Origin of the sequence: Micromonospora sp. NPDC006431 (assembly GCF_042870725.1) — a bacterium.
In the GTDB taxonomy this organism is placed as follows: domain Bacteria; phylum Actinomycetota; class Actinomycetes; order Mycobacteriales; family Micromonosporaceae; genus Micromonospora.
Genome location: NZ_JBIAHQ010000003.1, coordinates 264424 through 284930, shown reverse-complemented (window position 1 = coordinate 284930; position 20507 = coordinate 264424). Strand labels below are relative to the sequence as shown.

At 70.9% G+C, this 20507-nt stretch carries 22 protein-coding genes; 10 read left to right on the top strand and 12 right to left on the bottom strand.

What is annotated here, in order from left to right; all coding sequences use genetic code 11:
• Window positions 1-63 precede the first annotated feature (63 nt).
• Window positions 64-921 carry a hypothetical protein gene (locus ACFYM6_RS07720; RefSeq protein ID WP_387273268.1) on the bottom strand — a complete coding sequence of 286 codons (858 nt, stop codon included), beginning with the start codon at window positions 919-921 and terminating at the stop codon, window positions 64-66.
• 37 nt (window positions 922-958) lie between these two features.
• A complete protein-coding gene (locus tag ACFYM6_RS07715; protein WP_387273266.1) occupies window positions 959-2803 on the bottom strand; it encodes a phosphoenolpyruvate carboxykinase (GTP) in 1845 nt (614 codons plus the stop codon).
• 492 nt (window positions 2804-3295) lie between these two features.
• Between ACFYM6_RS07715 and ACFYM6_RS07710 the strand changes: the two genes are divergently transcribed.
• On the top strand, window positions 3296-3832 hold the full coding sequence (locus ACFYM6_RS07710; RefSeq protein WP_073836814.1) for a GtrA family protein: 537 nt from the start codon (window positions 3296-3298) through the stop codon (window positions 3830-3832).
• Window positions 3833-3895: 63 nt separating this feature from the next.
• On the top strand, window positions 3896-4615 hold the full coding sequence (locus tag ACFYM6_RS07705) for a GtrA family protein (protein WP_387273264.1): 720 nt from the start codon (window positions 3896-3898) through the stop codon (window positions 4613-4615).
• Window positions 4616-4705: 90 nt separating this feature from the next.
• Here the strand turns inward: ACFYM6_RS07705 and ACFYM6_RS07700 are convergent, their stop codons facing one another.
• Together ACFYM6_RS07700 and ACFYM6_RS07695 are read right to left on the bottom strand one after the other, a co-directional pair.
• On the bottom strand, window positions 4706-5278 hold the full coding sequence (locus ACFYM6_RS07700) for a PH domain-containing protein (protein WP_357437712.1): 573 nt from the start codon (window positions 5276-5278) through the stop codon (window positions 4706-4708).
• Between the two features lie 128 nt (window positions 5279-5406).
• Complete coding sequence (locus ACFYM6_RS07695; protein ID WP_387273262.1) at window positions 5407-6282, bottom strand: biotin--[acetyl-CoA-carboxylase] ligase; 876 nt, start codon at window positions 6280-6282, stop codon at window positions 5407-5409.
• 97 nt (window positions 6283-6379) lie between these two features.
• Here ACFYM6_RS07695 and ACFYM6_RS07690 point away from each other — a divergent pair, with 97 nt between their 5' ends.
• The gene (locus tag ACFYM6_RS07690; protein WP_387273260.1) at window positions 6380-7963 is read left to right on the top strand and encodes an acyl-CoA carboxylase subunit beta; all 1584 of its coding nucleotides are present in this window, start codon (window positions 6380-6382) and stop codon (window positions 7961-7963) included.
• Window positions 7964-8053: 90 nt separating this feature from the next.
• Here ACFYM6_RS07690 and ACFYM6_RS07685 read toward each other — a convergent pair whose 3' ends face one another.
• The 5 genes from ACFYM6_RS07685 to ACFYM6_RS07665 form a co-directional block, all read right to left on the bottom strand.
• Window positions 8054-8992 carry a hypothetical protein gene (locus ACFYM6_RS07685; RefSeq protein ID WP_387273258.1) on the bottom strand — a complete coding sequence of 313 codons (939 nt, stop codon included), beginning with the start codon at window positions 8990-8992 and terminating at the stop codon, window positions 8054-8056.
• Window positions 8985-9485 (bottom strand): SigE family RNA polymerase sigma factor, encoded by a 501-nt coding sequence (locus ACFYM6_RS07680; protein WP_357437699.1) that lies wholly within the window; start codon window positions 9483-9485, stop codon window positions 8985-8987. Before ACFYM6_RS07680 ends, ACFYM6_RS07685 begins: the two co-directional genes overlap by 8 nt.
• 63 nt (window positions 9486-9548) lie before the next feature.
• A complete protein-coding gene (locus tag ACFYM6_RS07675; RefSeq protein ID WP_387273256.1) occupies window positions 9549-10532 on the bottom strand; it encodes a ketopantoate reductase family protein in 984 nt (327 codons plus the stop codon).
• 21 nt (window positions 10533-10553) lie between these two features.
• Window positions 10554-10898 (bottom strand): class I SAM-dependent methyltransferase, encoded by a 345-nt coding sequence (locus ACFYM6_RS07670; RefSeq protein WP_387273254.1) that lies wholly within the window; start codon window positions 10896-10898, stop codon window positions 10554-10556.
• A 54-nt stretch (window positions 10899-10952) separates the two neighbouring features.
• A complete protein-coding gene (locus tag ACFYM6_RS07665) occupies window positions 10953-11696 on the bottom strand; it encodes a M50 family metallopeptidase (RefSeq protein ID WP_387273252.1) in 744 nt (247 codons plus the stop codon).
• 168 nt (window positions 11697-11864) lie between these two features.
• Here ACFYM6_RS07665 and ACFYM6_RS07660 point away from each other — a divergent pair, with 168 nt between their 5' ends.
• Window positions 11865-12356, top strand: coding sequence for a Uma2 family endonuclease (locus tag ACFYM6_RS07660; RefSeq protein ID WP_387273747.1), 492 nt, complete (start codon window positions 11865-11867; stop codon window positions 12354-12356).
• Between the two features lie 124 nt (window positions 12357-12480).
• Window positions 12481-13233, top strand: coding sequence for a GH25 family lysozyme (locus tag ACFYM6_RS07655; protein WP_357437692.1), 753 nt, complete (start codon window positions 12481-12483; stop codon window positions 13231-13233).
• A gap of 88 nt (window positions 13234-13321) precedes the next feature.
• Here ACFYM6_RS07655 and ACFYM6_RS07650 read toward each other — a convergent pair whose 3' ends face one another.
• Together ACFYM6_RS07650 and ACFYM6_RS07645 are read right to left on the bottom strand one after the other, a co-directional pair.
• The gene (locus ACFYM6_RS07650; RefSeq protein WP_387273251.1) at window positions 13322-13552 is read right to left on the bottom strand and encodes a hypothetical protein; all 231 of its coding nucleotides are present in this window, start codon (window positions 13550-13552) and stop codon (window positions 13322-13324) included.
• 89 nt (window positions 13553-13641) lie between these two features.
• The gene (locus tag ACFYM6_RS07645; RefSeq protein ID WP_387273249.1) at window positions 13642-15645 is read right to left on the bottom strand and encodes a protein kinase; all 2004 of its coding nucleotides are present in this window, start codon (window positions 15643-15645) and stop codon (window positions 13642-13644) included.
• A gap of 91 nt (window positions 15646-15736) precedes the next feature.
• Between ACFYM6_RS07645 and ACFYM6_RS07640 the strand changes: the two genes are divergently transcribed.
• Window positions 15737-15949, top strand: coding sequence for an acyl-CoA carboxylase subunit epsilon (locus ACFYM6_RS07640; RefSeq protein ID WP_387273247.1), 213 nt, complete (start codon window positions 15737-15739; stop codon window positions 15947-15949).
• A gap of 101 nt (window positions 15950-16050) precedes the next feature.
• A complete protein-coding gene (locus tag ACFYM6_RS07635; RefSeq protein WP_387273245.1) occupies window positions 16051-16503 on the top strand; it encodes a hypothetical protein in 453 nt (150 codons plus the stop codon).
• A 74-nt stretch (window positions 16504-16577) separates the two neighbouring features.
• Here the strand turns inward: ACFYM6_RS07635 and ACFYM6_RS07630 are convergent, their stop codons facing one another.
• Complete coding sequence (locus ACFYM6_RS07630) at window positions 16578-17039, bottom strand: hypothetical protein (RefSeq protein WP_387273243.1); 462 nt, start codon at window positions 17037-17039, stop codon at window positions 16578-16580.
• A gap of 938 nt (window positions 17040-17977) precedes the next feature.
• Between ACFYM6_RS07630 and mycP the strand changes: the two genes are divergently transcribed.
• The 3 genes from mycP to ACFYM6_RS07615 are packed head-to-tail and all read left to right on the top strand — an operon-like array spanning window position 17978 to window position 20372.
• Entirely contained in the window at window positions 17978-19042 is a 1065-nt protein-coding gene (mycP, locus tag ACFYM6_RS07625; RefSeq protein WP_387273241.1) for a type VII secretion-associated serine protease mycosin, read from the top strand.
• A 10-nt stretch (window positions 19043-19052) separates the two neighbouring features.
• Window positions 19053-19709, top strand: coding sequence for a Maf family protein (locus ACFYM6_RS07620; protein WP_387273240.1), 657 nt, complete (start codon window positions 19053-19055; stop codon window positions 19707-19709).
• A gap of 9 nt (window positions 19710-19718) precedes the next feature.
• Complete coding sequence (locus tag ACFYM6_RS07615) at window positions 19719-20372, top strand: O-methyltransferase (RefSeq protein ID WP_387273238.1); 654 nt, start codon at window positions 19719-19721, stop codon at window positions 20370-20372.
• Window positions 20373-20507 lie beyond the last annotated feature (135 nt).

The window sequence follows — 20507 nt, the reverse complement described above, 5'->3', positions numbered from 1 at the left end:
CCAGCGGCGTTGATCAAGAACTTTGCGTCGCCGTCCGGTCGGATCCCGGCGCAAACCTCTTGATCAACCGGCGGAGGCGGGGGTGGGGTGGGTGCGGTGGAGGGAGTAGAGGGCCAGGGCGGCGGCGGCCAGGAGGGGGGCGCCGTCGCGGATGAGGCCGTCCAGGCCGAGGAGCCACCAGCAGAGCGGCAGGTCGACGGCGAGCGTGCCGAGGGTGATCGCGACCAGCAGCTTCCGGGCCCAGCTCCGGCCGCGCAGCAGGAACGCGGTGCAGAAGAGCACCAGGTAGCTGACCGCGATGCCGGCCGCGAACCAGAACAGCACCGCGGGTACGGAGCTGAGCCGGCCGTCCAGGATGGACCCGCCCGCGACCAGCGCCGGGACCAGCACCAGCGGGCTGTACGTGAACGCGGCGGCCCGGGCGGTGAGCAGCCACCCGGTCACCGCTGGACGCTTCGGCGCGACCTCCCGCCAGGAGAGCCGGCCACCGGAGATGACCAGGCCCTTGCGGTGCCGGACCAGGTGGCTGCCGACCACGTCCGACCGGTAGAGCAGCCCGACCACCGCCACGCAGAGGCCGGTGAGCAGCCCGAAGCCGAGCAGGCCGGGCAGTGGCGGCACCCCCACCCGGGGGACGACCAGCCGCCCCACCGCGAAGACCGTGGTCACCGCGAGGATCAGCCCCAGCGGCTTCGCCACGGCACGGCCCCGGTTCACGTGCCCGATCAGCACCAGGAAACCCAGCGAGCGGAGCATGGCCCAGCCGGTCCGTACGGCGAGCCCGAACTCCTGCCCCGGGGCGTACCACCAGTTGAGCAGCTCGACCACGACGGTGGCCGCCGCCGTGACGCCGAGCAGCAGGGTCAGCGCCCGGACGGCGGACGGCCGCCGGACCTCGATGGTCTCGGCGGCCGTCCTCATGGCATCCGATGTTGCCCGGTGCGGGCAACCGGCACACCTACCGCTGCGGCTGCTCCGCGTCGAGCCGGGCGCGCAGCGCGTCCAGTTCGGCCCAGAGGACACCGGGGAGCTTGTCCCCGAACTTCTCGAACCACTCGGTGACCAGCGGCAGCTCGTTGCGCCACTCCTCCGGGTCGACCTTCATGGCGATCCGGACGTCCTCCGGGGTCATGTCCAGACCCTCGACGTCGAGCGCGTCCAGGGCCGGGACCATGCCGATCGGGGTCTCGACCGCCTCGGCGCGGCCCTCGATCCGCTCGATGATCCACTTGAGCACCCGGGAGTTCTCGCCGAAGCCGGGCCAGAGGAAGTTGCCCTCGGGGTCCTTGCGGAACCAGTTGACGTAGTAGATCTTGGGCAGCTTCGCCTCGTCGCCGTCGACGCCCTTGCCCATCTCGATCCAGTGCCGGAAGTAGTCACCGGCGTTGTAGCCGATGAACGGCAGCATGGCCATCGGGTCGCGGCGGACCACACCGACCGCCCCGGAGGCCGCCGCGGTGGTCTCCGAGGAGAGCGTGGCGCCCATGTAGACACCGTGCACCCAGTCGCGGGCCTCGGTGACCAGCGGGACGGTGTCCCGGCGCCGGCCGCCGAACAGGATGGCGTCGATCGGCACCCCGTTCGGGTCGTAGTAGTCCTCGGCCAGGATCGGACACTGCGCGATCGGGGTGCAGAACCGGCTGTTGGCGTGCGAGGAGAGCTCACCGCTCTCCGGCGTCCAGTCGTTGCCCTTCCAGTCGATCAGGTGCGCCGGCGGCTCACCCATGCCCTCCCACCAGATGTCGCCGTCGTCGGTGAGGGCCACGTTGGTGAAGACCGAGTTGCCACGGTCCAGCGTCCGCATCGCGTTGGCGTTGGTCTTCCAGTCGGTGCCGGGCGCGACGCCGAAGAGGCCGAACTCCGGGTTGATCGCGTAGAGGCGGCCGTCCGGGCCGAACCGCATCCAGGCGATGTCGTCGCCGATGGTCTCGACCTTCCAGCCCGGGATGGTCGGCTCCAGCATGGCGAGGTTGGTCTTGCCGCAGGCCGACGGGAACGCACCGGCGACGTGGTAGACCCGACCCTCCGGCGAGGTGATCTTGAGGATCAGCATGTGCTCGGCGAGCCAGCCCTCGTCGCGGCCCATCACGCTGGCGATCCGCAGCGAGTAGCACTTCTTGCCGAGCAGCGAGTTGCCGCCGTAGCCGGAGCCGAAGGACCAGATCTCCCGGGTCTCCGGGAAGTGCGAGATGTACTTCGTGTCGTTGCACGGCCACGGCACGTCCTGCTGGCCGGGGGCGAGCGGGGCGCCGATCGAGTGCAGCGCGTGCACGAAGTCGGCGTCGTCGCCCATCGCCTCCAGGACCTTGGCGCCCATCCGCGTCATGATCCGCATCGAGGCGACCACGTACCCGCTGTCGGTGATCTCGACGCCGAACATGGGGTTCTTCGCCTCGACCGGACCCATCACGAACGGGATGACGTACATCGTCCGGCCGCGCATCGAACCGCGGTAAAGCTCGGTCATGGTGCGCTTCATCTCGGACGGCGCCATCCAGTTGTTGGTGGGGCCGGCGTCCGCCTCGTCAACCGAGCAGATGAAGGTGCGCTCCTCGACCCGCGCGACGTCCGTCGGGTCCGTCCGCGCGTAGAACGAGTTGGGCTTCTTCTCGGGGTTCAGCCGGATCAGGGTGCCGTTCTCGACGAGTTCGTCGGTGAGGCGGCGCCACTCCTCATCGGACCCGTCCACCCAGACCACCCGATCGGGCGTGGTCAGTTCCGCGACCTCACGTACCCAGGCAAGCAGTTTGGGGTGGGACGTCGGGGCCTGATCGATACCCCGAACAGTAGCCGGAGCAACCATGTCACATCTCCTTGTGGTCGACGCTGACCGATGTATTGGATGCACGAGTTCTGGCGCGCTGGCACGTCGCCTTCGTGGAAACCTGGGATTGGCCTCAGCGTAAACCGGCCTGCGTCGCGAGTCAGTGGGACTTGTTGTGAAGAACTGCACAAGGTACGGCCACGCTGCGGCATCGCGATCTGATACCCGCTTTCGCGCGCAGTTTCACGCAAATCTTGTGAAGAACCTTCGCCGGACGCCGACGGCGGCACCCGTCGCGGCCTCCCACCCCACCAACCGTGACTTCCGTGATCCCGTCCACAATTCGGCGACAGCCCGTTACGCTCCGTTCACAAAGGCGGGAACGGGCGGGAGGCGGGGCGACGTGACCACAACGTCCCGCAGGCGGACCTCCCGGCCCTCGGCGGCACGCCTGACCCGGGTGCCGCCCGCTCGCCGTTGCTACCCCGTCCAGGTACGCCCAACCGGTACTCTCGGCGGGTGGCCACGACGATGACCGGAGACCAGCCGGGGGCTCCGCAGACCCGTCGAGGTCTGCTCGGGGCACTGATCGACCGTTTCGGTCACCTCGTCCGTGAGCTGAGCAAGTTCGCCACGGTGGGCGGGCTCGCCTTCCTCGTCGACTTCGCGCTCTTCAACTACCTGGCCAGCGTCCAGCACGAGCCGCCGGTGATGGCGAAGACCATCTCCACCGTGGTGGCCGCGACCATGGCGTTCCTCGGTAACCGGTTCTGGACCTGGCGGCACCGCCAGCGCAACCACCCGGCCCGGGAGTACGCGCTGTTCTTCTTCTTCAACGGCGTCGGCCTCGGCATCGCCGTGGGCTGCCTCGCGATCAGTCGCTACGGGCTGGGTGCCCTCTGGCCCCACGTGTTCCAGACCCCACTGGCCGACAACATCGCCAGCTTCATCGTCGGCACCGGCCTCGGGACGCTGTTCCGATTCTGGTCGTACCGGCGGTTCGTTTTCGTGGAAGCGGGAACTCCTCCCGTTCCGGCAACGAGCCACGACCGAGAGTCAGGGGCGTGACCCAGCGCCCATCCCGTCCCGCCGGGCCGAGCCGGCCCTGCCCGCTGCCCTAAGGTGTTTCGCATGCCTGGAGTCCGTCTGCTGCCCGAGCGCTGGCGGAAGTTCATCCACGAGGCGCTCAAATTCGGCATCGTCGGCGGCATCAACACCGTCATCAATTACGCGGTGTTCAACGCGCTGGCACTCACGGTTTTCCGCGACGGCCAGCTCAAGGCGACGGTGGTGGCCACCATCGTCGCGACGATCACGTCGTATCTGATGAACCGGCACTGGACGTACCGGGATCGACCGAAGTCGGCCCTGCGCCGCGAATACGTCCTGTTCTTCCTGTTCAACGCCACCGGACTGCTCATCGAACTCGGCGTGCTGGCGGCCGCGAAGTACGGCTTCGGCGTGACCAGCCTGCTCATGCTGAACATCGCGAAGACCGGCGGTGTCCTGCTCGCCACCATGTTCCGCTTCTGGTCGTACCGGACGTTCGTCTTCCAGCCGGCTCCGCAGCACGCGAAGGAGACCTGGCACAGCATCCCGCGCGACGAATGGGACAACATGGGCGAGATGGACCCGGTGGCGGAGCTGGCCGAGTCGGTCAGCGAACTGGAGGAGACCGAGCCCCGGCCGGCCCCGCGGGCTGCCCGGGCGGCCGACCACCGGCCGGACTACGCGCCGACCCAGAGCCGACCCGCCGCGGCGGATGCCGGCCTCGGCCGGGTCCTCGGTGCCGACCTGGACGCCGAACTCGCCGCCGAACTCCAGCCCACCCCCCGCCGCCCCCGCCGCTGATCCGGCCGCGGGCACCGCGAGCAGAGCCGATCAAGACGTTTGCGCCGGACCACCGATCCGGCGCAAACTTCTTGATCAACAGGGCGAAGGTCAGGCGGACGGGTCGCGGAGGGACTTGCCCTCGCGCATGTCGGCCAGGATCTCGCGCATCTCGCCGTCACCCAGGGAGTGCTTGTCGTGGTGGGCCTCGACCAGCTCGTAGAGCTTGGTCTGCACCTTGTCGACGTGCGGCACGTCGGCGAGCACCGACTGGCCGCGCTCACCGGCCGACTCGATGGTGAGGGTGCCGCAGCCGAGCAGCCGCTCCACGAAACGCTGGTGCATCGAGTGGTCGTTGATCCGGGTCAGCGGCAGGTCCCGCCGGTTACGGGAGAAAACCCCCTCCTGCAGCAGCACCCGCTCGTTGGTGAAGAGGTAGTGCGTGGTGCGCCAGAGCAGGAACGGCCACAGGCCCAGCCAGAGCACCAGCACCAGGCCGAGGGCGGCGATCACGTAGAGCGCGATCATGCCGCCGTCGCCCTCGGGCAGCAGGACCCAGCCCGCGACCACCGCCGCGATGGCGAGCACCAGCACCAGGACCGGCCGGATCAGGGCCTTCCAGTGCGGGTGCAGGTGCAGCACGACGTGCTCGTCCTCGGTGAGCACGTCTTCGGGGAATGCCACGGGAACCTCCTCGCAGAACAGGACGCGCTGACCGTAACCGGTCGACGCTCGTCCACGGGATCAGCCGCGCGGCGGGTGTTGGGCGGGGTCCCTTCCTGTACCGGAGGCGGCAGCAAGGGCCCTTCCGCTCAGCGCACGTGCAGCACGTCGCCGGCGGCGAGGCGGAGCTCCCCGGCCGGGCCGTCGACCAGCAGCTGGCCGTCCGGGTCCACTCCGGTGGCGGTGCCGTGCACCTCCCGGCCGTCGGGGAGCAGCACCCGGACCTGCCGGCCGACGGTGGCGCAGGCGGCCAGGTAGGCATCCCGCAGGCCGCTGGCGACCGCGTCGCCGCCGGCCGAACGCCAGCGGTCGTACCAGTCGGAGAGGGAGCGGAGCAGGGCGCGCAGCAGCGGGTCCCGGTCGGTGGCGGCGGCCCCGGCGAGCTGGAGCGAGGTGGCGGGCAGCCCGGTCGGGTTCTCCGGCAGCTCGTCGGCGTGCAGCGTCACGTTGAGCCCGATGCCCACCACGATCGCCGGCGGCTGGTCCGGCGCGTCGCCCGGCACCGCCTCGGCCAGCACGCCCGCGCACTTGGCGCCGTCGACGAGCAGGTCGTTGGGCCATTTCAGGTGGGCGTCCAGCTCGGCCAGCCGGGCCACCGCCTCGACCAGCGCGACCCCGGCGAGCAGCGGCAGCCAGCCGTACCGCAGGGACGGCACGGGCGACCAGTCGCGCTCCGCGACGGTCTCGCCAGGCCGGAGCAGGACGCTGGTCGCGATGCCGGCCCGGGGCGGCGACTGCCAGACCCGGCCGCGCCGGCCGCGGCCGGCGGTCTGCCGCTCCGCCACCACCACCAGCCCCTCCGGCTCGCCGGCCCGCGCGGCCTCGACCGCGTCGGCGTTGGTGGACCCGGTCTCCGCGCGCAGCTCCAGCCGGCGCCACGGCCCGTGCGGGGCGACGAGCGCGCGCCGCAGCCGGGCCGCCGACAGCGGCGGGCGGTCCAGATTGGTGTACGGCGAGCTGGGCATCCCGCCAGCCTACGGCCCCCGCGGCGGGCGGTCCCCCGGAAGGCGGTGAGGCGCACTGCACAGCCGCGCCCACCTGAACCATCGTTATATTCCCTGGGTGACTACCGAGACCGGGATCAACATCCACACCACCGCCGGCAAGCTGGCGGACCTGGAACGCCGGGTCGACGAGGCGGTGCACGCCGGGTCGGCGCGCGCGGTCGAGAAGCAGCACGCGCGGGGCAAGAAGACCGCCCGGGAGCGGATCGAGATGCTGCTCGACGAGGGCTCCTTCGTCGAGCTGGACGAGTTCGCCCGGCACCGCTCCACCAACTTCGGCCTGGAGAAGACCCGGCCGTACGGCGACGGTGTGGTGACCGGCTACGGCACCGTCGACGGCCGGCAGGTCTGCGTCTTCGCCCAGGACTTCACGGTCTTCGGCGGCTCCCTCGGCGAGGTCTTCGGTGAGAAGATCGTCAAGGTGATGGACCTGGCCATGAAGATCGGCTGCCCGGTCGTCGGGATCAACGACTCCGGCGGCGCGCGGATCCAGGAGGGCGTCGCCTCGCTCGGTCTCTACGGCGAGATCTTCTTCCGCAACGTCCGGGCCAGCGGTGTCATCCCGCAGATCTCCCTGATCATGGGCCCGTGCGCCGGCGGCGCGGTCTACTCGCCGGCAGTCACCGACTTCACCGTGATGGTCGACCAGACCTCGCACATGTTCATCACCGGCCCCGACGTGATCAAGACGGTCACCGGCGAGGACGTCGGGATGGAGGAGCTGGGCGGCGCCCGGACCCACAACGCCCGCAGCGGCAACGCGCACTACCTCGGCACCGACGAGGAGGACGCGATCGAGTACGTCAAGGCGCTGCTGTCGTACCTGCCGTCGAACAACCTGGACGAGCCGCCGGTCTTCGAGTCCCCGGCCGACCTCGACGTCACCGACTCCGACCGGGAGCTGGACACGCTGATCCCGGACTCGGCCAACCAGCCGTACGACATGCACCGGGTCCTCGAGCACGTCCTCGACGACGGCGAGTTCCTGGAGGTCCAGCCCCTCTACGCGCAGAACATCGTGGTCGGCTTCGGTCGGGTCGAGGGACGCCCGGTCGGCGTGGTCGCCAACCAGCCGATGCAGTTCGCCGGCACGCTGGACATCGCCGCGTCGGAGAAGGCCGCCCGGTTCGTGCGGACCTGCGACGCGTTCAACATCCCGGTGCTGACCTTCGTGGACGTGCCCGGCTTCCTCCCCGGCACCGGGCAGGAGTGGGACGGCATCATCCGCCGCGGTGCGAAGCTCATCTACGCGTACGCCGAGGCCACCGTCCCGAAGGTCACCGTGATCACCCGCAAGGCGTACGGCGGCGCGTACGACGTCATGGGCTCCAAGCACCTCGGTGCGGACCTGAACTTCGCCTGGCCCACCGCGCAGATCGCGGTGATGGGCGCGCAGGGCGCGGTGAACATCCTCTACCGACAGGACCTGGCGAAGGCCGACGACCCGGCGGCCGTCCGGGCCGAGAAGATCGCCGAGTACGAGGACACCCTGGCCAACCCGTACATCGCCGCCGAACGCGGGTACGTCGACAGCGTGATTCCGCCGCACGAGACCCGGACCCAGATCGTCCGGGCCCTGCGGGTGCTCCGGACCAAGCGCGAGGCCCTGCCCCCGAAGAAGCACGGCAACATCCCGCTCTGACTCTCCGCCTGGTCCGCGCGACTTCGGGAAAGTCGGCTCCCACCCGCTTGGGCAGGGGGTTTCCCCGGAGTCGCGCGGATCTTCAGGTGGTCAGCAGCGGGGATTGGCGGCGGCGCACATCCGGTCCGCGGCGACCCCGGCCAGGCGGCGCAGGTCGGATTCGGCGCCGGCACCGCCAACCCTGATGACCGAGATCAGGTCTCCGACCCGGACGACTGCGGTGCTGTCGGGCTCGGGCACCTCGCCCAGCGGCTTTCCGGTGTCCAGGTTCCGGGCCTGGGTCACCGTGTGCCGCAGCAGCACCGATTCGTCGCCGGCGAAGTTCCGGTCGACCTCCTCCCAGGAGTGCACGGCCTGCGCGCTGATCGTCCTTCCCTGCCACAGGATCGGACCGTTGGACCGCCACTGCCGGCATGGCGCGAGCACCTCGGCCATCTCTGCGAAGATCCGTTGGGCCACGTCCGGCGCGACGCGGTAGACGTCCTGGTTGAGCAGGACGTCACTCGGTGGCGGCTCGGCCTCGCCCGGCCGGTTCCGCAGCAGGGTCAGCGAGCGGGAGTAGCGGGACGGCTCCCAGTTGGCCGACTGCCCCTGTAGTTTGCGGCAGTACAGCAGCATCGCATCCAGCTGAACCCCTTCGCCGAGACCCGCCTCGGTCAACGGGGCCTTGGTCTTCGCCTTGACGTCGGTGGGTTGCAGCAGCACGTCCAGCGGGACCTCGGCGGCGGGCGAGGCCATCGGCGAGCGCCGTGGTGGGGTCGGTTCGGGCTCTCCGGTCGCCGGTGGAGCGGACCACGGACCGGACGCGGGCGGCGGCCCGGCAACGATGGACGGCGGCTCGGACGGGTCGGGGCGGGCCGCCACCACGACCGCGGCGGCCGAGGCGACCGTGAGCACGGCCAGGGCCGCCACCGCCGTACGCCGGCTGCGGCGCCGGGCCCGGGCCCGGATCTCGACCGGCTCGGGCCAGCGGACGTCCCCCAACTCCCGCTGCACCAGTTCGACGAATGCCAGGTCGTCGTCACGCATCGGCGGCCTCCTCCACATCCACGACGGCGAGCAGCCCGGCGAGCGCGGCGCGCCCCCGGGAGAGTCGCGCCTTCACCGTGCCGACCGGAGCCGCCGTCTCCCGGGCGACCTCAGCGACCGGCATGCCGAGCAGGTAGTAGAGCGCGATGGCCGTGCGCTGCTCCTCGGGCAGCTGACGCAGCGCGGCCACCACCTCGACGGTGTCGGCGCTGGGCGGCGCGACGCTCTCCTCCGCCCCGTGCCGCAGGTACGCCCGGGCGCGGCTGCGCAGGCTGCGCCACCGGCTCACCGCGATCCGGCTGGCCACCACCCGTACCCACGCCTCCGGGTCGTCGTACCCGCTCACCGTCGACCAGCGCTGCCAGGCCCGGATGTACGCCTCCTGCACGGCGTCCTGGGCCTCGGCGAGGTTGCCGGTGAGCACGTAGACGAAGCCGAGCAGCCGTTGCCGGCTGCCGCGGTAGAACTCGTCGAACCCGTCGACGTCCGGCACGCTGCTACCTCCCCCGTGGCGGTCGCAGGTGAGACGCCTGGGATCGGGGGTGCGGTTGCCCGGTCAGCCGACCATTTTCTCCAACTCGGTGAGCGGGAAGCGGCCGGCCGGGATGCGCTCGCGGACTGCCCGGCGGACTGCGGCCTGGACCGCCGCGTTCGCCGGGGTCGGCATCCCCTGCAGCCGGCCGAGCAGCACGATCTCCCCGTTGAGCTGGTCGGCCTCGGCCGAGCCCGCGCCCCGGGCCAGGCTCTGCCAGGTGGAACCGCCGGCCCGCTCCGCACCGTCGACGGGCCGGTGGCGCACCCGGTCGCCCCGCTCCGCGGCCTCCTCCGCCGGGGTGGTGTGCGCGATGCCGGCGGCGGCCAGCGTGGCCTCCCCCTCGGCGCGTACCCGGGCGGCGAGCGGCTCGGGGATGTCCGAGCCGAGCAGCGCCTGGAGGCCGTTGCCGAGGTTGCCGAGCAGCTTGCCGTACTTCCAGCGCATCACGTCGTCACGAACCGGCGCGACGAACCCGGCGGCGGCCAGGTCGGCGGCCACCGCCCGGCTGGTGTCGTCCGATCCGGACGGGTAGCGGCCCAGGTGCAGCATCCCCGGGTGCGGGTGCCCGTTGGCGACCACCACACCTGGTTCCAGGTGGGTGGCGGGCAGCCAGACGCAGACCGGGTGCACCCGGGCGAAGAGGCGCAGGGCGGCCCGCTCGTTGGCGACGCCGTTCTGGGCGAGGACGATCGGCAGCCGCTCCCCCGCCGTGCCGCCGCCCTCGACCGGGGTGTCCACCCAGGTCGCCAGCGCCGCCTCGGTGTCCTGCGACTTGACCGTGAGCACCAGCACGGTGTCCGCCGGCAGCGGCCGGTCACCCGGCCCGGCCACGGCGGGCAGCCGGCTGGTCCGCGTACCGTCCGGCGTCCGCAGGACCAGCCCCCGCTCCCGGATCGCGTCCAGGTGCGCGCCGCGGGCCACCAGCGTCACGTCGCGGCCGGCCTCTCCCAGCCGAACGCCGATGGTGCCGCCGACCGCGCCCGCTCCGATGATCACGTATCGCACGGTCTGATTCTGCCTCCCGGGTCAGCCTGCCGTGGCGAGGTGGGCCAGCCAGCGCTGGCCGGTGTCCGCGACGTCCCGGAGCAGCCGCCGCGGGATGAATCCCGCCCCGCGCAGCAGGGCCTCGACCTCCTCGGCCCGGTACCAGGCGAAGAAGCGGTCGGCGGACTCCCCGGGCCAGCGCTCCCAGCTCTCCCCCTCGCCTTCCTTGACGCTGAGCAGCAGCGGACCGCCCGGCCGCAGCACCAGCCGGATGCCGGCCAGCGTGGCGGGTGCGGCGGACCGGGGCAGGTGGAGCAGCGCGGCCGAGCACCAGACGCCACCGAAGGCGGCGGCCCGGAACGGCAGCCGACGCAGGTCGCCCTGCACCAGCGGGCGACGCCCCGCCGTCCCGCCCGTCGCGCGGCCAACGGCCCGGCGTCGCTACAGGGTGACGCCCGCGTCGGTGAGGATCGGGCCGGCGAGCAGCAGCGCGCCGCCGACCAGGACGGCCAGGTTGACCAGGCCGAAAACCGTCACCCAGAACAGCGCCGGGAACGGGGTGAGCCGGGCGAGCTGGTCGGCGTCGGACTCGGGCATCCGCCCCCGGCTGCGCAGCCGTTGCAGCTCGACCACCGGGCGTACGCCGCCGAGGAGCAGGAACCAGACCGACGCCCAGGCGAAGGCCGCCTGCACCTGCGGCGACGCGTACCAGGACACCGCCAGCACCACTCCGCCGGTGGCCAGCAGCGACAGCACGCCGAAGACGTTGCGGATCATCACCAGCATGGCCAGCAGCAGCACCACCGCGACCCAGAGCAGCAGGGTGATCCGGTTGCCGGCGAGCAGCCACGCCCCGGCGAGGCCGACCAGCGACGGGGCGACGTACCCGGAGAGCAGGGTGAAGATCATGCCCGGCCCGGTGGGGCGGCCGGCGGAGAGGGTGAGCCCGGAGGTGTCCGAGTGCAGCCGGATGCCGCGCAGCTTCCGACCGGTCAGCAGCGCGGTCAGCGCATGGCCGCCCTCGTGCGCGATGGTCACCGCGTTGCGGGCGATCCGCCAGGGCACCCGGGTGGCGACCACCGCCAGCGCGACGGCGGCGGTGACCAGCACCAGCAGGGGCGGCGGGTCGGGCTGCGCGCTCAACAGCTTGTCCCAGAGGGTGGTGAGGCCGTCGATGAGGGGCATGGGCGGGCAGCCTACCGGCCCGAGCTGTGTCGGTCGGCGGGCGCCGCCTCGTATCGTGTGAGACTGACCGGGTGCCGATCGGAGCGGGAGGTGAACGCGGTGAGTGCGGCCCCCCTTGAGCCCTTTGACCAGCACGTCGGCCTCTGGACGGAGGCCGACTACTTCGCCATGGGCGAGAGCCGTAACCGGATCGAACTGCTCGACGGGAGCCTGATCGTGAGCCCTGCCCCGAGCAAGCGGCACCAGACCGTTTCGCGTCGCCTCGCCAACTCGGCTGAGTCGGCGTTCGCGCCGGACGGGCTGTTGGTCTTCGAGGCCGTGAATGTCCGGCTCAGGGCCGATCGGATCGTCATTCCGGACCTCGTCGTGGCGGACACCGACGACGAGGGCACGGTCATCGAGGCAGGCGAGGTCAGGCTGGTCTGCGAGATCGTCTCGCCCGGGAACGCCGCCGCCGACCGCCTGGTCAAGATGCAGCTCTACGCCATCGCCCGGATTCCCTGGTACCTGCTCGTGGAGCAGGACGGCGAGAGCCACGCGCTGCGGCTGTACCGGCTCGACAACGGCCACTACGTTGAGGACCAGGTGGCCAAGGCCGGCGAGACGCTCGCGCTCACCGAGCCGTTCCGCTGGGCACTGGACCCTGCCACGCTGCGCTGACCGGCCCTGACCGGCCAGCAAAGCGATGATGACCGTCTATGAAAATTTCTTTAATCCCCCTTGCGATGCCAGGCACTTACCTCCAAGTATGGATATAAGTCAACGTCCATCTCTGGAGGGATCAATGGCTCGTAGCAGGCTCTCCGTACGCCGGTTGCTCGCCGCCGGCCTCACCGTCGCCGCCACCGCGATGGCGGCCCTCGTCGCCACTGCCGGACCGGCAACGGCCGCCACCACCCCCGGCATCGACGTCTCGAACTACCAGGGCAGCATCAACTGGACCAGTGTCCGGAACGCCGGCATCCAGTTCGCCTTCATCAAGGCCACCGAGGGCACCACCTACAAGGACCCGAGGTTCGGCGCCAACTACGTCGGCGCGTACAACGCGGGCGTGATCCGCGGGGCATACCACTTCGCCAGGCCGAACATCTCCTCCGGGGCCACCCAGGCCAACTTCCTGGCCAGCAACGGCGGCGCCTGGTCGGCTGACAGCCGCACCCTGCCCGCCGCGCTCGACATGGAGGCCAACCCGTACAGCGGCGGCTACTGCTACGGCCTGAGCACCACCGGCATGCGCAACTGGATCCAGGACTTCCTCAACACCTACAAGTCCCGGACCAGCCGGTACGCGGTCATCTACACGACCACGAGTTGGTGGAACCAGTGCACCGGCAGCTGGACTGGACCGTGGGCCAACCACCCGCTCTGGCTGGCCCGCTGGGCGAGCACGCCCGGCACGCTGCCGGCCGGCGCCCCGTTCTGGAGCTTCTGGCAGTACACCAGCACCGGCAGCGTCTCCGGGATCAGCGGCAACGTGGACCGCAACTACTGGAACGGTGACCGGACCCGGCTGATCGCGCTGGCCAACAACACCTGACGGCCCTGCCAAACAGGTCGGCGGCAGCGGGACCGGCTGTCACGTGACAGCCCGTCCGGCTGCCGCCGATGTCGTCTGTGGCGCCCGGTCAGGCCCGGCGTCGCGTGCCAGCCGGCACGGGAACGGCAGCCCGCCCGGCCAGGGTGGTGCGCCGGGCCAGCCGCCAGGTCACCACCCCCGCGACGACGAGAGCCACGACCGCGAGCACCGCGACCGGCGCGGCGAGGCCGGCGCTCACCAGCAGCAGGACGATGTCCCCGAGCGCGACCAGCATCCACAGTGCCAGCCGGGGCCCGCTGTCCCTGTGTCGGTAACTCATGTCGTACCTCCTTCCGTCGTCGCAACTTCCATTACCCTCGACGACGGAAGGCCATGCGGATCAGTTTGGCGATGCCGCCCGACCTGGTCTCAGTTCGCTCGGTCCGGCTTGAAGTTCTTGGTGATCACGTCCCAGTTGGCCAGGTTGGCCGCCCAGTCCTTCTCCGGCACCTCCCACCGGAGCGCGTAGCCCCGGTTGCTGGCCGTGGCCACACCCCGGTTGCGCACGTGGATGCGCATGCCGTCCCGGGTCTCCAGCCAGTCCCAGTCGGCGCAGGTGCGGTAGTAGCCGTCACAGCGCTTGATGTCCAGGTACTGATAGTTGTTGACGTAGTTCTTGCGCGCCGGCTCCTTCGACTTCCAGTCAGCGTACGCGTCCTTCTCGGGCCGGTCGGTCCACTGGATGAACAGCTCACGCAGACCGTTGGGCTCGGTGATGGTGACGGAGCCGGAGCGGGCGCTGGCGTGCCAGCCGTCCGGAATCGGCACCTGAAAGCCGTTCGAGCCCTTGTAGTAGTGCCAGCCGGTGGGCAGGGTGCCGGCGGAGGCCGAGGGGGTCGCGGACGGGGTTTGGCTGGGGGCGGCGCTGCTCGGGGTGGCCGAGGTCGGCACGGCACCTGTCGGGGGCGGCACGGCGGCCGAAGTCGCGGCAGCCGGAGGATTATCGTCACCGCCGTCATCGCCGCTGTTGAGCAGTGGCACGGCCACCGCGAGGCCGATCAGCAGCACCGCGACCAGCGCACCGATCAGCAGGTTGCGGCGGTTGCGCTCCGGCTTCGTACCCGGGACGACCGCGGCCCGGCCGGTCGACGGCGCCGGACTCACCGGCGCCGCCAGAACCGAGGTCGGATTCTTCGGCGGGGCCAGCGGCTCCGCCCGGTCGTCGGCGACAGGCTCGCCGTCCACCTGCGTCTCGTCGAGGGCCGGATCGATTCCGTCCACCCGGGTCTCGCCGGCGGCCAGTTCCGGTCCGTCCACCCTCGTCTCGTCGAGGACGGGCTCCGGCGTGGGATCGAGTTTCGCGGTCGGCTCGGCGGCCGGCGGGGTCAGCTTCGCGGTGGCCGCCTCCGCGCCGCCGGAAACCTTCGCGGTGGCGGCGGCCGCGCCCGCGGCAGCGGCCGGGCCCAGGTTGGGCTTGCGCGGGGCCGGGGTGGACGACCGTTCGGCGCGGCCGTCGACCGGACGCGGCCCCGGGACCAGCGGCGGGCGCGGCTCGCGCGGACCGTTCGGCCCGGGCCGGCGTACGCCGTCCAGCAGCGAGATGCTCTTCGCGCGCCGCCCGGCAGCCTTGCGGAGCAGGCGTTCCGCCACCTCGGCGGTGATCCGCTCGGCCGGGTCCTTGCGCAGCAGGCCCTGCAGGACCGGCTTGAGCGGCCCGGCGTTCTTCGGCGGCGGCATCGGCTCGGTGGCGAGCGCGGCCAGGGTGGCGATCGCCGACGGCCGGGCGTACGGCGACTTGCCCTCGACCGCCGCGTAGAGGGTCGCGCCCAGCGACCAGAGGTCGGCCTCCGGCCCCGCGGTGCCGTCCCGCGCCCGCTCCGGCGCGATGTACGCGGGCGAACCGAGCACCATGCCGGTGCGGGTCACGTTCGGGTCGCCGGGGATCGTGGCCAGGCCGAAGTCGGTGAGCACCACCCGGCCGTCGTTGCCGAGCAGCACGTTGCCCGGCTTGACGTCGCGGTGCATGATGCCGGCCTTGTGCGCGGCCTTCAGCGCGCCCAGCACCCCGAGGCCGATCTGGACGGCCTTGGCCGTGGACACCGGGCCGTCCTCGGCGATGGTGTCCTGCAACGACCTGGACGGCACGTACTCCATGACGATCCACGGGTCGCCGTCGGTGCGCAGCACGTCGAAGATGCGGACCACGTTGATGTTGTTGAGCCGGGCAATCGCCCGCGCCTCCCGCAGCGAGCGTTCCCGCATCTCGCGGCGCTCCTCCGGGGTGAGGCTCGGCGGCGGGACGAGCTCCTTGATGGCCACGTCCCGGTGCAGCACCTCGTCACGCGCCTTCCACACCCGACCCATGCCGCCCTGGCCGAGCGGCGAGATGAGCCGATACCGGTCAGCAACGAGTTGGGGAAGCGCGTCAGACATCGCTGAGACGGTACCCGGCTGCTCCGACGGTCACACCGCCGGCACGCCACTGTACGGCGAAGGTCAAGTTCTCGACGCGTACCCTTGGGCCATGTCTGCCGAAGAGCCGCTGTTCCGGATCGTCCGCGGGGTGCCCACCGCCGAGGAGCTGGCCGCCCTGGTCGGGGCGCTCGTGGTCCGGACCCGGCCGGCCGCCGCCCCCGCCCCGGCCGCCGTGTCGCAGTGGACGCGCAGCGCCCGTCCGGCGGGCGCCGCGCTCGTCGAGGGCCGGGGCGCGTGGCGCGCCTCCGGCCTCCCCCGCTGACCCTTCCCGGGGTACGACCAGGCGGGGCGGGACTGCCGAGATCCGCGGTGAGCCATTAACCTCACTCAGGGAGACGATGCGGTGACAGGCAGGGAGGGTCGATGATCCCCGAGGAGAGCCAGCCAGCGGGTTGGCTGCGTGGCTACGGCGGCATCGAGGCGGACATCCGGCAGATGCGCGAGTTCGCCGACCGTCTCCAGGACGAGGTCGTCCGCAACTACGCCCCACACCTGTCGTACATCGCCGACGACATGAAGGCGGCCGTCCCCAACCCCGCCGACGCCTTCATCGAGCTGGTGCAATTCCTACAGGCGCACCACGAGACGCAGACGGCGACCGCCGAAGTGGTCTGGGGCCTGGTGCCCGCCACCGGCCACCTGGCCGGCGCCGCACACCTGATCGCCACCAGGTACGCGGACTCCGACGCGTTCTCGTCCGCCCAGGTCGCGGACGTGCAGGAGGCCCTCACCCGCTCCGCCAGCGGCGGGAGCCGCCCACTGCCGACGCTCACCGATCCCACGGCCGATGACGACCGGCCGGTGGTGCTGCCGTGATCGAACGGGGCGGCGGGCGCACCTCCGGGCTCACCGACTGGCACCTGATGGACGTGCTCAGCATGTGGGCGTGCCTACAGGACCAGGAGACCAGCGGGCAGTGGAAGCAGGTTGCCGGTTGGCGCAAGGTCTGCGACCTCGCCCTGGCCCACCTCGGGCGGTTGCAGGAATACCGCCGCGGCCTCGCCGAGGCATGGCCGCCGGAGAGCAACGCCGCCGCGCGCGCGTACCTCGGCGAGCTGGACCAGCTCATCGACAAGGTGCATCGCACCCACGACGCCGCCGCCGCGAACTACGACGCGCTCGCCGCCGCCACCCGCGCCATCGGCAGCACCCGGGCCGAACTCAAGCCGCTCTACGACGAGTACGCGTCCAAGCTCGAGCAGAAGCAGGCGTACGAGGCGACACTCGCCAACCCGAAGGCCGTGGCCGGCAGCCGCCTGCCACAGCAGCCGCCGGTGACGGACGCGGACCTGGAACGGCTGAACGTGCAGGCACGGGGGTTGATGACGGGATTGAGCGGCGAACTCCAACAAGCCCAAATAATGCTCCGCCAGCCCCCACCGCCACCTCGACCAATCCGCGATTCTGCGCACACCGATGCCCCCGGGGACCCTGCAGGTTCTTTCCCGATCCTTCCCCCAGTCGTGCCGGTGCCCACCGGACCGGCGACCGAATTGCCTGTCGCGGCCACCGCAGGACCCCCAAAACCAGTTCCAGTACCTAGTACGCCAGGCGTCGGCCCTATCTTGGGAACTGGACCTGTATTGGGAGGCGTCGCATCAGGACTAGCACAGAGCCCTGGCGGCGGGAGTTCTGGCCTGACGTCGCCAATCCCTCCAGCGTCTCCCTCCCTGGGTTCCGGCCAACCGCCAACGCTGCCGCCAGTTACGGCGCCGGGGCGACGAGGCAGCACGACGAATCCCCTCGGCAGAGGGCCTTGGGATACCGGCCGGCTCAACCCACCTGCCGCTAAGGCTCTACCAAGCGGCTCGCCCTCTCACCACCCCTCAATCCCACCCAGTGGCCTCATCGGAAACACCCGCGGACCAATTGCTGGCCAACCGGGAAGTCCCGTATCCCATCGACGCGTAAATCCGGTGGGAGGTGTGATCGGCGGAGGATCTGCGGGCACCTCACCAGCTGGGGGAGCAGGATCCCGCCCAGGCGGCGCTCGCGCATCCCAACTTGGCAGCGCCAACCCAGCGCCACCAATAGGCGCCTTTCCCGGTGACCACTACCCGTCGGGAAAAACTAGCCGCCGCGAGCCGGATCATAACAATGGCCGCCGTTGGGATCCACACAATCCATGGGAGACGGACCAAGGCGTTGATCCCATAATGCGGCCACCCAAGGAAGAGGGGCCAATTGATCCTGGCCCCGCAATTGGCTTCGACAGGTGAGGACAGATCGGATACAGCCGCTTGTCATCGCAGTAGCAGCACTACTTCTGCCCCCTTCTCCTGCCACTGCCATGGGCAGGGAGCCGGCCAACGATCAAATTCGCAGCAACCAGTGGCATTTGCAGTTCCTACGTGCGGCGGAAGCTCACCGCCTGAGCCAGGGCGAAGGCGTTGTCGTAGCGGTTCTGGATACAGGTGTCGACGCTCATCCTGATTTGGCCCCTAACTTGCTACGAGGCATCGATCTTGTTGCGGGAGGAAGCGGCAACGGCCAAAGCGACCTTAACGGTCATGGGACGGGCATGGCAGGGCTGATCGCGGCAAGAGGCGGCCGGGGCAGCCAGGGCGCCCTTGGCATCGCCCCCCAGGCCCATGTCATGCCCATCATTGTTACACCCGCTGATGGAAACGGCGAATCAGATGTGCTTGCGGATGGCATCGAATATGCGATCTCACATGGAGCCAAAGTCATCAGTATTTCAAGCGTTGGTGGCGCTAGCCAAGGACTTATAAAGGCAGTCAATGCGGCAGTCATGGCGGACGTTGTAGTAGTCGCCTCAGCCGGTAATCGCCCCCAGGATACCTTCGTCGGGTATCCGGCCTCGGAGGACGGAGTCATTGCCGTGGGCGGGGTCAACAAGGATGGATCACACGCAGCCGTCTCCCTTACCGGCCCCGAAATCCAAGTGGTCGCGCCGGCAGTCGATATCTACAGCACCAGCATCAACGGCACGTATCGCGTGGGGACCGGCACTTCTGATGCGACAGCGATCGTTGCCGGGGCCGCTGCGCTCATCCGGTCCAAGTACCCCAACCTCCCCGCCGAGGAGGTCGCGCACCGGCTGACCGCCACCGCGATCGACAAGGGGCCGCCCGGCCGGGACGACGAGTACGGCTACGGCGTCATCGACCTGGTCGCGGCGCTCACGGCGGACGTACCCCCGCTGGGTTTCGGGTCGACGGCGGCGACCGCGCCCGTTCCGACCAGGGCGGCACCGGAGGATGAGGGCGGGGACGGCGGCGCGACCGCGCGTGGCCTGGCGACGCTGGGCGTCCTGCTGGCGGCGGGCGGTGGCTATCTCGTGTGGCGGCGGCGTCGACGTGCCGACGACCCGCCGCCGCGGATCAGCCGGTAGCGTCGCTCACGTGTCGACCTCCATGCCGCTGCGCCTCGTACTCGCCTCGCAGAGCCCCGCCCGCCGCAAGCTGCTCCAGGCTGCCGGGATCGAACCCGACGTGCTGGTCAGCGGCGTCGACGAGTCACAGGTGGTCAGCGACCGGGCGGAGGAGTTGTGCCTGGAGTTGGCCCGGCTGAAGGCGCAGGCGGTGCGGGGCCGGCTGCGCGTCACGCCGGATGAGCGGACGCTGGTGCTCGGCTGCGACTCGGTGCTGGCGTTCGACGGGGAGATTCTGGGCAAGCCGGCGGACGCGGCGGACGCCACCCGCCGCTGGGAGCGGATGCGCGGGCGTAGCGGGGTGCTGCACACCGGGCACTGCCTGATCGACGTGCGCCACGAGTCGCGGGCGGAGGCGGTCGCGTCGACGACGGTGCACTTCGCGGACATCAGCGACGAGGAGATCGCCGCGTACGTGGCGACGGGCGAGCCGCTGGCGGTGGCCGGGGCGTTCACCATCGACGGGCTGGGCGGCGCGTTCCTGACCGGCATCGAGGGCGACCCGGGCACGGTGGTGGGGTTGAGCCTGCCGCTGCTGCGCACGCTGCTCGGCGAACTGGGGCTGAGTGTCACCGACCTTTGGACGAAGGTCGCGCCTGGGGGCCAGGAGATCGAGCATCTCGGTTAACGTCCGGTCATGACCACCAAACCGCTGCCGCTCACTCCGGAACTGCACGCGTACCTCGTCGCGCACGGGTCGGCGCCGGACGAGATCGTCCGTGAACTGACCGAGGCGACCCGGGCTGCCCTGCCGGAGCAGGCCGGCATGCAGGTCGCGCCGGAGCAGGCCGCGTTCCTGACCTTCCTGACCCGACTGCTTGACGTGCGGCGGGCGGTGGAGGTGGGCACGTTCACCGGGTTGTCCGCGCTGGCGATCGCCCGCGGGCTCGCCGATGGCGGCCGGCTGACCTGCTTCGACATCTCCGAGGAGTACACCGGCATCGCCCGGCGGTACTGGGCGCGGGCCGGTGTGCAGGACCGGATCGACCTGCGGATCGGCCCGGCCGCGGACCGGCTGCGGGAGTTGCCCCAGGAGCGGCATCTCGACCTCGCGTTCATCGACGCGGACAAGGTCGGCTACCCGGTGTACTGGGACGAGCTGGTGCCCCGGATGCGGCCGGGCGGGGTCATCGCGGTGGACAACACCCTGCGCGGCGGCCGGGTGCTCGCCCCGGAGAATGCCGACGACCGGGCCATCGCCGCATTCAACGACGAGATTCTGGCCGACGTCCGCGTCGAGGTGGTCATGCTGCCCATCGCCGACGGCGTCAGCCTCGCCCGCGTGCGCTGAGACGCGACCCGCCGGATCGCCGAGCTGGCGGTGTCCCGACCCACCGGAAACCGCCACCTCGGCGAACTGGACGGCTACCGTCGCGGCTCCCGCGATGCATCGCCCCGCGATACCGCCACATCGGCGACGTGGGCC

What these genes read in the sequence shown, in the direction of transcription:
- ACFYM6_RS07720 (WP_387273268.1), bottom strand. Translation starts at nt 921, where the DNA reads ATGAGGACGGCCGCCGAGACCATCGAGGTCCGGCGGCCGTCCGCCGTC.
- ACFYM6_RS07715 (WP_387273266.1), bottom strand. Translation starts at nt 2,803, where the DNA reads ATGGTTGCTCCGGCTACTGTTCGGGGTATCGATCAGGCCCCGACGTCC.
- ACFYM6_RS07710 (WP_073836814.1), top strand. Translation starts at nt 3,296, where the DNA reads ATGACCGGAGACCAGCCGGGGGCTCCGCAGACCCGTCGAGGTCTGCTC.
- ACFYM6_RS07705 (WP_387273264.1), top strand. Translation starts at nt 3,896, where the DNA reads ATGCCTGGAGTCCGTCTGCTGCCCGAGCGCTGGCGGAAGTTCATCCAC.
- ACFYM6_RS07695 (WP_387273262.1), bottom strand. Translation starts at nt 6,282, where the DNA reads ATGCCCAGCTCGCCGTACACCAATCTGGACCGCCCGCCGCTGTCGGCG.
- ACFYM6_RS07685 (WP_387273258.1), bottom strand. Translation starts at nt 8,992, where the DNA reads ATGCGTGACGACGACCTGGCATTCGTCGAACTGGTGCAGCGGGAGTTG.
- ACFYM6_RS07665 (WP_387273252.1), bottom strand. Translation starts at nt 11,696, where the DNA reads ATGCCCCTCATCGACGGCCTCACCACCCTCTGGGACAAGCTGTTGAGC.
- ACFYM6_RS07660 (WP_387273747.1), top strand. Translation starts at nt 11,865, where the DNA reads ATGGGCGAGAGCCGTAACCGGATCGAACTGCTCGACGGGAGCCTGATC.
- ACFYM6_RS07655 (WP_357437692.1), top strand. Translation starts at nt 12,481, where the DNA reads ATGGCTCGTAGCAGGCTCTCCGTACGCCGGTTGCTCGCCGCCGGCCTC.
- ACFYM6_RS07650 (WP_387273251.1), bottom strand. Translation starts at nt 13,552, where the DNA reads ATGAGTTACCGACACAGGGACAGCGGGCCCCGGCTGGCACTGTGGATG.
- ACFYM6_RS07645 (WP_387273249.1), bottom strand. Translation starts at nt 15,645, where the DNA reads ATGTCTGACGCGCTTCCCCAACTCGTTGCTGACCGGTATCGGCTCATC.
- ACFYM6_RS07640 (WP_387273247.1), top strand. Translation starts at nt 15,737, where the DNA reads ATGTCTGCCGAAGAGCCGCTGTTCCGGATCGTCCGCGGGGTGCCCACC.
- ACFYM6_RS07635 (WP_387273245.1), top strand. Translation starts at nt 16,051, where the DNA reads ATGATCCCCGAGGAGAGCCAGCCAGCGGGTTGGCTGCGTGGCTACGGC.
- mycP (WP_387273241.1), top strand. Translation starts at nt 17,978, where the DNA reads ATGGGCAGGGAGCCGGCCAACGATCAAATTCGCAGCAACCAGTGGCAT.
- ACFYM6_RS07615 (WP_387273238.1), top strand. Translation starts at nt 19,719, where the DNA reads ATGACCACCAAACCGCTGCCGCTCACTCCGGAACTGCACGCGTACCTC.